At 64.8% G+C, this 10,501-nt stretch carries 9 protein-coding genes; 2 read left to right on the forward strand and 7 right to left on the reverse strand.

The window, feature by feature from the left end; genetic code table 11:
• Positions 1–531: ANTAR domain-containing response regulator (locus RT424_RS20290; RefSeq protein WP_313441945.1), on the reverse strand; the 531-nt coding region annotated here is incomplete at its 3' end.
• A 200-nt stretch (positions 532–731) separates the two neighbouring features.
• Between RT424_RS20290 and RT424_RS20295 the strand changes: the two genes are divergently transcribed.
• The gene (locus RT424_RS20295; protein WP_313441947.1) at positions 732–1,457 is read left to right on the forward strand and encodes a GDSL-type esterase/lipase family protein; all 726 of its coding nucleotides are present in this window, start codon (positions 732–734) and stop codon (positions 1,455–1,457) included.
• 16 nt (positions 1,458–1,473) lie between these two features.
• Here RT424_RS20295 and RT424_RS20300 read toward each other — a convergent pair whose 3' ends face one another.
• The 5 genes from RT424_RS20300 to RT424_RS20320 form a co-directional block, all read right to left on the reverse strand.
• Complete coding sequence (locus tag RT424_RS20300; RefSeq protein ID WP_313441949.1) at positions 1,474–1,959, reverse strand: spore coat U domain-containing protein; 486 nt, start codon at positions 1,957–1,959, stop codon at positions 1,474–1,476.
• On the reverse strand, positions 1,956–4,301 hold the full coding sequence (locus RT424_RS20305) for a fimbria/pilus outer membrane usher protein (protein WP_313441951.1): 2,346 nt from the start codon (positions 4,299–4,301) through the stop codon (positions 1,956–1,958). Before RT424_RS20305 ends, RT424_RS20300 begins: the two co-directional genes overlap by 4 nt.
• A 12-nt stretch (positions 4,302–4,313) precedes the next feature.
• Positions 4,314–5,033, reverse strand: a complete 720-nt coding sequence (locus RT424_RS20310; RefSeq protein WP_313441953.1) for a fimbria/pilus periplasmic chaperone — start codon at positions 5,031–5,033, stop codon at positions 4,314–4,316.
• Between the two features lie 53 nt (positions 5,034–5,086).
• Entirely contained in the window at positions 5,087–5,611 is a 525-nt protein-coding gene (locus RT424_RS20315) for a spore coat U domain-containing protein (protein ID WP_313441955.1), read from the reverse strand.
• An 82-nt stretch (positions 5,612–5,693) separates the two neighbouring features.
• The gene (locus tag RT424_RS20320; protein WP_313441979.1) at positions 5,694–7,148 is read right to left on the reverse strand and encodes a diguanylate cyclase; all 1,455 of its coding nucleotides are present in this window, start codon (positions 7,146–7,148) and stop codon (positions 5,694–5,696) included.
• Positions 7,149–7,625: 477 nt separating this feature from the next.
• Here RT424_RS20320 and RT424_RS20325 point away from each other — a divergent pair, with 477 nt between their 5' ends.
• Entirely contained in the window at positions 7,626–9,365 is a 1,740-nt protein-coding gene (locus tag RT424_RS20325; RefSeq protein ID WP_313441957.1) for an SLC13 family permease, read from the forward strand.
• Positions 9,366–9,505: 140 nt separating this feature from the next.
• On the opposite strand, the gene RT424_RS20330 is transcribed toward RT424_RS20325, so the two are convergent.
• Positions 9,506–10,501 (reverse strand): Xaa-Pro peptidase family protein (locus RT424_RS20330; RefSeq protein ID WP_313441959.1); only part of this gene is annotated, 996 nt, incomplete at its 5' end.

Below are 10,501 nucleotides of genomic sequence, written 5' to 3' on the forward strand. Positions count from 1 at the left end.
ATCCACGATCTTCTTGCCCTGGTTCATCGCGCTCGACCGCAGCAGCGCATAGGCTTCCTGCTCGGACAGATTGCGCTGCGCCATCAGGATCGACTTCGCGCGGTCGATCACCTTGCGATCGGACAAGGCGGTGCGTGCCTCCTCCAGTTCCGCCTGGATACGGGCGAAAGCGTTGAACCGCCGCACGGCCAGTTCCAGAACGGGCTTAACGCGTTCCTTGCGCAAGCCGTCCACGACATAGGCGGAAACGCCCGCATCGATGGCGGCGCCGATCATCGTCTCGTCGGATTGATCGACGAACATCGCGATCGGCCGGGCAAGCGCGCGGCTGACGGTCAGCATCTCTTCCAGAGTGTCGCGACTGGGGCTGCCGAGGTCCATCAGCACGACGTCCGGCGCCATGCGTTCGAGCCGCGCGACGAAGGCACCGCGCGGAGGAACGATATGGATATCGTCATAACCGGCCTCACGCAGGCCCTCTTCAAGGACCGTCGCTCGTAATCCGCTATCGTCGATGATGACGATTCTCATCGATGGTCCTTGCCCGCCATTTGCGCCGCACATTGCCGAGACGCGGTTCCGCGTCAACGTCCTTGCGAAAACGGCTGAGGAACCGCCTTGCAACAATCGCTTGCAAAAGCGGGGTTGAAGCAGCAGCCCCGAGGTTCACGTTGCGTCAAGCCGCAAGGCTGGAACGTCTCACCTCGAACAACTGTCACAGGATATCGATCTTGCGCCTGAAAACGCTGCCTTTCGTCACTGCTCTTGCCCTTGCAATACCCCTTCCCGCTTTTGCCCAGGCAGCGGCCGACTGGGCTGATATGGCGCGCTATCGAGACGCGAATATTGCCGATGCAGCTGCAACCGTCCGTCCCCGGATCGTGTTGATGGGCGATTCCATCACGCAAGGCTGGTACGATCTCGATCCGGCCTTCTTCACCCCCGGCCGGATCGGGCGAGGCATCGGCGGGCAGACGACCTCGCAGATGCTGGTGCGCTTCCAGCAGGACGTGATCGACCTGAAGCCGCAGGTCGTGCAGATCCTGGCGGGCACCAACGATATCGCCGGAAATACCGGTCCGATGACCGACCAGCAGATCCAGGACAATTTCCGTTCGATGGTGGAAATGGCGCAGGCGCACGGCATCCGCGTGATACTGGCCTCGATCCCGCCCGCGGATCTGTTCCCCTGGCGCCCCGGTCTCGAAACCGGCCCGCGCATCCAGCGCATCAACGCCTGGCTCAAGAGCTATGCGGCCAAGACCGGTTCGGTCTATGCCGACTACTGGTCCGCCATGAAGGGCAGCGGCCTGGGCGCGCGTGACGGGCTGACCTCCGACCATGTCCACCCCACGCCTGCCGGATACGAAGTGATGAACAAAGTCGCCGAGGTCGCTTTCCAGCAGGCGCTTGCACTTCCCGCGCCGGGCAGGCTCGCCACGGCGCAAGTGAAGTGAGCGTGGCGACCACCGATCAATAGGTTATGGTGACGGTAATCGCGTCCGCGTAGGCGCCTGCGCGGACGTATTGGTGCGTGGCAATGCGGCCGTAGGCGGTAACCGAGGCGGAATAGGCAAGTAGCCCGTTGAAGGGCAGCATCACGCCGGTCGTTCCGCCGGTCCCGTCCCCCCAGATCGTCGTATGGTTGGGGTCGGAATAGATGTTGTAGGCCAGGACGTTCGCGCCCTGGGCCATGCGGCGATTGGCGATGCTCCCCGAGCCGCCGGGGCTCAATGAAACGTCGATCGTTCCCAGCAAGGCCGCAACGCCGCTGCAATTGATCTGCACCACGGCATTGGCATCGCGCGGAGCATTCGACGTGGGATCGTAGGCCCCGAAAGCGAGACCGGCGGTGGATGCCGAACAGGAGCACAGGACGCAGAGAGCCTCAGCGGAATTGGCCGGAAACAGCATCGAGGACAGGGCAAGGACCAGAACCGACAGCTTCCCGTGCTTCATTTCAAAGGCTCCCTGGCGATCGGCTTGCAGGTCAGGATCATCGGCTCGGCCAGAGTATCGACGACAGGCGTGGCCGGCAGCGTCGTTTCGCATTCGGCCGGGCTGCCGCGTCCGATCCGTAGATGGGCCTCGGCGGGATAATCGCTCAGGAAGACTTCGCCGTCATGGCCGGTGACGGTTGCGCCATGGTCCGCACCGATATCGACCGACAGTCCCGGCGGCATGACGGCGCCCGTCTCATCGACGAGCTGCAATCTTGCCGGGTGAACCGCGCGGGAGCCGAAGGTAACGCGGGCAGCCTGCTTCCAGCCCGGTGCCACCACCTGCTCCACGCCGCCAAGCTCGCCGGTGATCGGCAAGGCCGCCGGATCGATCGAGATGCGGTTGGCGACATAGGGCTGAAGGCCGGTAAGAATGGCCTTCCGCCCAGCGCCCGCCTGCGTGGCGGCAGGCTGGTTTTCCAGCAGTACCGGCACGCGCCGGTCACTCGACACTTCGACGATGGCCAATCCCTGGCTGATGCCGGGCGTCGCAACTATCCCGCCGCCCGTGGCGACCAACGCGCCGCGTGCCTCCAGCCGCGTCATGATGCCGTTGCCGCGGCGCGTGGCCGCCACATCCAGTTGCCCGGCGGACGTGCGTAGGGTGGCGGCCCCTTCCAGCCATTGCCCCTGCTCGGCCTCATGCCCTGCGGCCAGGCGATAGCCCATCCCGACACCCGATGGCGCAACCTTCTCGAAGGTTGCAAAGACCCGTCGATCATCGCCGAACAGGCCCATATGACGCCTGCCGCCCAAGGGAAGCGTGATCGTGCCGAAGGCGGTGCTTTCAGCGCCTTCGGTACGATCAATCCGCTGCATGCCGATCGACAGGAATGCGCGTCCGAAGCTGGCGGAATAACCCAGCGAGGCTATCGCGCTTCTGCCGGCGCCGTCCTCGCTCCGCAGATAGCCCGCATTAAGCCCGCCCCATCGCCCCAGAACGATGCTGCCCGCAATCGCCATTTCACGCGAAGCGCCCCGACTGCGCCGGAGTTCCCCGACTTGACGGAAGCGCGATCCCCTTCTTCGATAGCTTGCCGTGATCGAGTATTCGGGTGCAAGCCTCTGGAACTGAAACTGGTAGAGCCCCCCTGCCCCTGCGTCCCCTTGCGATGCAGCGGCATCGAAGCGGATTTCACCGAAGGGCTGAACGACCCATGTTGCGCCTGCACCGGCCATTCGCACATGGGTATCCGCTTCGGAACGGGCCTCCAACGTCAGCACATCGCTTAGCCCCCGTCGATAGGAGCCCGCGAGGAAGGGCGCACCGTACGAGAAGCTGCGCAACCCGTAGTTCTTTCGCAAGACACCCAGTTCCAGCGAGAACTCCGCGAGACCGGGTCGCAGGACGGCCGTGCTGGCGTAGAAACTGCGCGTGACGGTGCGCTCGTTGCCGGTCAGGTCGCGCATCGTCATGGTGACGTTTCCTGCTCCGGTGAAACGAGGGCGATAATCCAGGGCGAAACGGCCCGGCTCGACCGAAATGGACTGCCTGTTCGCCTCGGAGGCTAATTCAATGGTGGAAGGGAGTAGTGAGCTACCCGATAGCGACGGCACCGGAAAGGTGATCAGGGCAGGATCGAGCGAGAAATCGGTGCCGAAGCGAACCCCGGCGAAGCGCGCGGGCTGGCTCCAGGGGGCGGCGCGGGTGAACGTGTCTCCCACGGAAAGACGCAGGCTTCGCTCTGGAAAGTCGCGCACGTATGTGGTGTCCAGGCGAACGGGCCGCTTCTGGCCGGTATCGGCGATGACGCCGGTGGAAATGACGCCCCACTCCCCCGATACGCCGGCCTCCAGCACGGCCGAGGCGCGGGAATATCCGCGCTGGTCGGAAAAGTTCAGGTCATAGTCGATGAAGGCGACAGGAACCGCAGGTGCCACCGCGATCGGGCTTTCGTGCAGGGGAAGGTAGGTTTGTGGCAGGTGCCGGGCGTCCGTCTGGAGCATCAGCGTGGTGCTTTCGCGGGCCAGACGAGCGGATAGCCCCGGCTGCTGCGCGATGTCCGAAAAGGCATCCCCGTCTACGGCAAGGTCTTCCTCGAACTCTGTCACCAATCCCAGATCCCGAAGGTCGGCGATCCTCACGAAAATCCGCTCGCCTCTCACGACGACGAGGCCGGCGCGCTGCGTCTCACGACCGTTGAGCACGATATCCACCGGCACCGGCATTTCCGTATCCTGAGCGACGGCATTTGAAGCCGCGATAAACGATGCGCCCCACAGGACGCCGGAAATTGTCCCGCCCAGCCCCGGCCCCAGCGTCAACGTCAGCCCCGACCATAGCCTTTGGGGCAGGCGCATGTCGTCCGTTCCTCACCGGCCGTCGCCGGCATCGGCCAGCCGCGACGCGGTGAACACGGCTTCTTCCGTGTGAACTCTAACTTCGGCTATCGACGCCATATTCCCGCCGGGCACCGCGAATTCCAGGCGGCCGCCCGCAAGGACGTAGCCGCCCTGCTTGACGTGCGTCGCCTGTCCCGAAGGCGATACCATTTCGATCGAAAGCACGCGCGCATGCCGGCTCCCGCGATTGACGATCGCGACGATGGATCCGCCATCGGCGCGGGATGATGGCTCCCAGGCAAGATCGACCCTTGCCTCCTGCCCTGCCCGGAAGATCGGCACGCTGATGCGCAGGAGCGTGCGGATTTCACCAGGTCTTGCGGGACCATCGGCCGTCGCCAGTTCGTCGAACAACAGCCGCCAGGTTTCCTCGCGGACACCTTCTGGCCCTGCATTTTCAGCTCTCGGCAGACTGCATCGTATCAGCCGCGACATGCCGCCACCCAGCGTCACGATCGTGGGATTGATCACAAGCCCTCCCGCCGGTTCCAGCACGTCGCCTCCCTTTCCGCTTCTCGACCAGCGGAACCCGCGTATCTGGACGCTCACCGGCAAGTCGCCGTCATTGGCGAGCGTGATGGCGCAGAAGCGATCGCCGGGTGGCACTTCGATCCTGATCGGAGTCACGCGCAAGGCGCTCGCCATGGCGTCGGGAGCCGGTGCCGCCATGGCCGCCGACATGGCCAGCATGGCAGCAAGGGCCGAGCGCCATATCTGCCGGAAATGTCCAGCTCCGGCCATCCTCAGTAGTTGACCGTTACCGTGACGCTGTCGCTATAGGCCCCGGCGGGGACATTCTGCGATGCCCCGATCCGCCCATACACGTTCAGCACACTGGGCACCGCCGTGGCGGTCGTGGCCGTTGGCGTGTCGGTCCCCGGCGTATTGCCCCAGTTCGTGGTGTGGTTGATATCGCTGTAGAGTGCATAGTTGAGCCGATTGCTGCCGTTGATCATCTGGCGGGTGGTAACGGTGGCTCCGCTGGTCGATCCGGCATTGAGGCCGACGGTGAAGGAGGTTCCGCTGGTGCAGGTGACCGTCACGGTGCTGGCCCCGTCCTTGACCGAGCCGGATGTCGGATCATAGGCCCCGAAGGCCAGCGGGGTAACCGCGACGATACAGGCGGACTGCACCGTGGCAGTCACCGCCATGGGCGCAGTGGCCGTGGCGGCGATGCTGCGGCTCGGCGCCAGGAATGCGAGCGCCGTGGCCAGAACCGTCACGGCTCCAACGGATATCCGGCGAAATGAAGGAAGGTCTTTGTCCATGTGGCCGCATCTAGCGGAAAGACCTTGAGAATGTGGTCGCCCGGCGCTTTCGGATTTTCCGGATACCAGCGTAGCACTTGCTTCAGAGAGCTTCCATCGAAGCCTTCTCCTCCAGCAGGCGAATGGCTACCTGATCGCGCCCCTGCCGTTTCGCCTCGTAGAGCGCCTCGTCGGCCAGGCGATAGAGCGAGCGGAAATCGGCCCCGTTCGAGGCTTCCGCTATGCCTATGCTGACGGTCACCTTGCGATGCCCCACGATGTCGCCATGGTCGCAGGCCGCGATCTGCTGGCGAAGCGCATCGCCGAACCGAACCAGAGCGAAGCCTTCCAGCCCTGCGACCATCACCGCGAACTCCTCGCCGCCCAGACGGGCCACGGCGCAGTTCCGGTCCTCATGTGGCGCGATGCGGCGAGCGATGGCGGCCAGCACCACGTCACCTGCATCATGGCCGTAGATGTCGTTTATCGACTTGAACCAGTCCACGTCGATAAGCAGGAGAGCGACCACATCGCCCCGTTCCCGCGCCTTTTCCAGTACGGAACCGACCTTCTCGATGAAGCCGCGCCGGTTGGGAAGGCCGGTGAGCGCATCGCGGCGCGCCAGTTCCTGCGCCTGTGCTTCGGCACGCCGCGCCATGTCCCGTTCGATCCGCAACCTGGCGTGGGAACGGGAGGCGGCCACCGAAAGCCAGAGCGTTTGCCAGGCGGCCGCGAAGAGGACGAGGATTTGCGACCCCCCGCCCCAGAACATGCGATCGGCATCGAAGAACTCGGTGGATGCCAGCACGACCATCGGCACGGCCCAGGCGCCTGCAAAACTGCGAGCCTCGGGGCTTCCACGTCGCCAGGCCTGACCGATGCAGCAGGCCACCGCCACGAGGTTCGCCAGCACGACAAGCCCGAGCACGGCGCCGAGCGCCGCGATCGGTCCGGATCGCATCATCGATAGCGGCACGCCGAGCGCCACGACGATCGCCGTCAAGCCCAAGGCGGTGCGTCGCAGCCAGGGGCTGACACTGCCCGCATCGAGCGCGGTGACGGCGCTCAGGGTGGCCAGCGCGATGGCAAGGCAGGACAGCCCCGTGCAGATCTGCGCGGACAGCGCGCCGGCCATGCCGGGGAAGAAAAACAGGTGAAGCTGCGACCAGCAGGCACCCCAGGCGATCATGCAAGCCGCCCAGGCCGCCTGCCATGCCGAGAACTGGCGCCGCACCGCCACGGCGAGCGAGGCATTGTAGATCGCCCCCGCCAGCAGAAGCACCAGCGCGGCACCGATGGAGGTCGCCAGTCCCGTCGTCTGCGTGCTTTCCTCGCCGCGACCTACCAGCCGCATTCGCAACAGGTCGGCACTCGCCACCTTGTCGAAACGCATCGTTACGCCGGTCAGGGGAACGTCGCGGTGCGGCGCGCGAAAGGCCAGCTGGCCCCCGGCGCGCCAGTGGGTGCCGAAGTCGCCGCTGCGCACGTCCTGCTGCTCGCGCGCGCCATCCGCATAGGAGAAAGTCACGAGCAGCCGATCGAACCGTGAACTGTGCACGATCAACGACAGGTCATCCTGCCCCTCCCTTCCGGACGGCAGCGGCGCACGAAGCCAGAGCGTGCCTTTCTGGTACCCCTCGGGATTGCCCTCGCATTTGAAACGAGCGGGAACGGCATCCTTCCCGGCGACGACCGCGCTTACAGAATGGCAAAGGGGCCGGCCGATCCTCAACACTTCGGCAAGGCCAGCGCCAGGCCATCCCATGCACATCATTGCGCAGAGAAGAACCAGAGCCTTGGCAAAAAGGCGTAAAGGAGGCGATTCGCAAACCATTGCGCTGCGACCTATGGCACAACACCTAGTACAACAAGGTTACCGGCGTGAGGGAAATCAGAAGCGATGCGAAGACTTCGCGTATTCTTGGCGGCACCTGAATGCCGCTCGTGCATTTAGCTTTGGTACCGGACAACCGGCCAGACAGAGCGAGACGAGATGACCCTAAGCCAGTGGCTTTCCGTCGCCACCCTTTTCGGAATGATGCTTCTCTTCATCTGGGGTCGTTTTCGTTACGACGTTACCGCGATCATCGCCCTCCTGACCGCCCTGTGCCTGGGGCTGGTGCCGCCGGAAAAGGCGTTCTCCGGATTTTCGGACGACATCGTCATCATCATCGCCTCGGCGCTGGTGCTTTCCGCTGCCGTGCAGAGGACCGGGCTGGTCGAGCGTGCCGTGAACTGGATCAGTCAATGGGTTCGCAGGCCGGGATCGCAACTGCTTGTCCTTACCGGATCGGTCGGCGTCGTGTCCGGGCTGATCAAGAACATCGGTGCCTTGGCGATGATGATGCCGGCGGCATCGCAACTGGCGCGCCGCAGCGGCGCCAATCCCTCGCGCTTCCTGATGCCGATGGCCTTCGCCTCGCTGCTTGGCGGGCTGACGACGATGATCGGCACATCGCCGAACATCATCGTCAGCCGCGTTCGCGAGGAAATGACGGGCGAGCCCTTCGCCATGTTCGATTACCTGCCGACGGGCCTCGGGATGTTGGCGGTAGGCCTCGTATTCCTGCGCATAGGCTACCGGCTGGTCCCGGCAGACCGACGCGCCGCCGCGACCATGGGCGAGGCGCTGAACATATCCGACTACACCACCGAGGCCACGGTCGGCGAGCATTCCAACGCCATCGGTGAAACCATCGAGGCGTTCCTTTCCAGCCACGACAACGAGATCGAAGTTACCGCCGTCCTGCGCTCTGGCCTCAGCGGCCACGTACATCCCGAAATGCACATCGTCCAAGGCGACGTCCTTATCCTCTCCGGCGAGCCCGATGCCCTGGAACGGGCCGTCGCCCGCTCGCAGTTGACGCTCGACGATGACGAGGAAGAGGAGGCTGCCGCCGACAACAACCGCGCGCGGGACGAGATCGGTGTGATCGAAGGGGTGGTGACCGCCGAATCGGCATTCGTCGGCAGCACGGCGGGCCGCCTGATGCTCAAGGAGCGGCTCGGCCTTCGCCTCGTGGCGATTTCCCGCCGAGGAGAAATCCTGCGCAACAAACCGGGCAACATCGTCATCGGCGCGGGAGACGTGATCGTCCTCCAGGGCGTGCTGGGAGAGATGCCGGGACGCCTGCGGCAACTCGGCGTGCTCCCCTTGGCGCAACGGCCGATCCGTCTCGGCATGAACCGTAGCAGTTGGCTGGCTCTGGCGATCCTGGCGGCGGCGATGATCACGACGGCGACCGGGCTGGTTCCGGTGGCCGTGGCCTTTTTCGCTGCGGCGGGTGCGGTCATCATTACCGGCGCCTTGCCGGTGAACGATGCTTACGAGGCCGTCGAATGGCCCATCCTGATCATGCTGGGCGCACTCATTCCGGTCAGCGAGACGCTCCAGACGACGGGCGCGTCGGACATCCTTGCCACCGAACTCGCAAGGCTGGCGCGCGACATGCCGCCATGGGGTGCGGTTGCGATGGTTCTGGCCGCATCGATGGCGGTAACGCCCTTCCTCAACAATGCGGCGACGGTGCTGGTCGTGGCGCCCATCGCCGCGGTGTTCGCCACCGATCTCGGCTATCGGCCGGACGCTTTCCTGATGGCCACCGCGATCGGCGCGGGCTGTGATTTCCTCACGCCGATCGGGCACCAGTGCAATACCCTGGTGATGGGACCGGGGGGCTATCGCTTCGGCGACTACGCCCGCCTCGGGGCGCCCCTTTCGGTGCTGGTGCTGCTGATCGGGACGCCGCTCATCATGTACTGCTGGCCGCTCTAGAACGGATCGACATTCAGCCCATGCGGGCCTGCGAAGCGCGATTTCCTGCGCTTCGATGCTCACGGACCGAAAGTCCGCTGCGCTTCGATGCTCGGAAAATCACGCTTCTCGGCTCCACCTGACCTGAATGTCGATCCGTCCTAGGCTTCCGGGAAAGGCCGATCGATCGAGACTTGCGGCTTGGTGAACCACTGCGCGCCGGTTTCGGTGACGAACATATGGTCTTCCAGACGCACGCCGAACTGCTTCGGAACGACGATCATCGGCTCGTTCGAGAAGCACATGCCCGGCTCCAGCAAGGTCTTGTCGCCGCGCACCAGATAGGCGGGCTCATGGATCGAGAGGCCGATGCCGTGGCCGGTGCGATGCGGCAGGCCCGGCAGAGCGTAGTCCGGCCCCAGCCCCGCCTTATCGAGAACCGCGCGCGCGGCGTAGTCCACCGCCTCGCACGGTTCCCCCGGTCGGCAGGCGTCGAAGGCGGCCTGCTGGGCTTCCTTCTCGATGTCCCAGATGCGGCGGATATCCTGCGAAACCTCGCCAAAGGCATAAGTGCGTGTGATATCCGAGTGATAGCCCTGAATCGTGCAGCCAGTATCGACCAGCACGAGTTGGCCCTCCTGAAGCTCTCGGTCGCCCGGAAGTCCGTGGGGATAGGCGGTCGCCTCTCCGAACTGGACGATGCAGAAACTCGACCCGCTGGCGCCGAGCTTGCGGTGCGCCGCATCGATGAAGTGCACCACCTCGCTCTGGCGGATGCCGGGGCGCAGGATGCGCGCCGCCGCCTGATGAACCAGCAGCGTCATGTTCTTGGCCTGCTGCATCAGCGCCAGTTCGGCAGCCGACTTGACCATGCGGCATTGCTTGATCACCGGCATCGCATCCAGCAGCGCGGCCGAGCCGCCCTGCCGCACGCGTTCCGCGAAGTGGAAGGGCAGTTCCGGATCGATCGCCAGGGTCTTCACGCCCAGTTCCGCCAGGACCTGCGTCACCAGGGCGACCGGGTCTTCGTCTTCTTGCCACGAACGAATGTCCACCGCGATGGCCAGGTCCGCTTCCAGCGTGCCGATCTCGAAATGGGGGCAGATCATCACCGGCTTGCGGCCGGGCACCAGCAGCATGGCGACCAGGCGCTCGGT

The sequence above is a fragment of the Novosphingobium sp. genome (assembly GCF_032093395.1).
Classification (GTDB): domain Bacteria; phylum Pseudomonadota; class Alphaproteobacteria; order Sphingomonadales; family Sphingomonadaceae; genus Novosphingobium.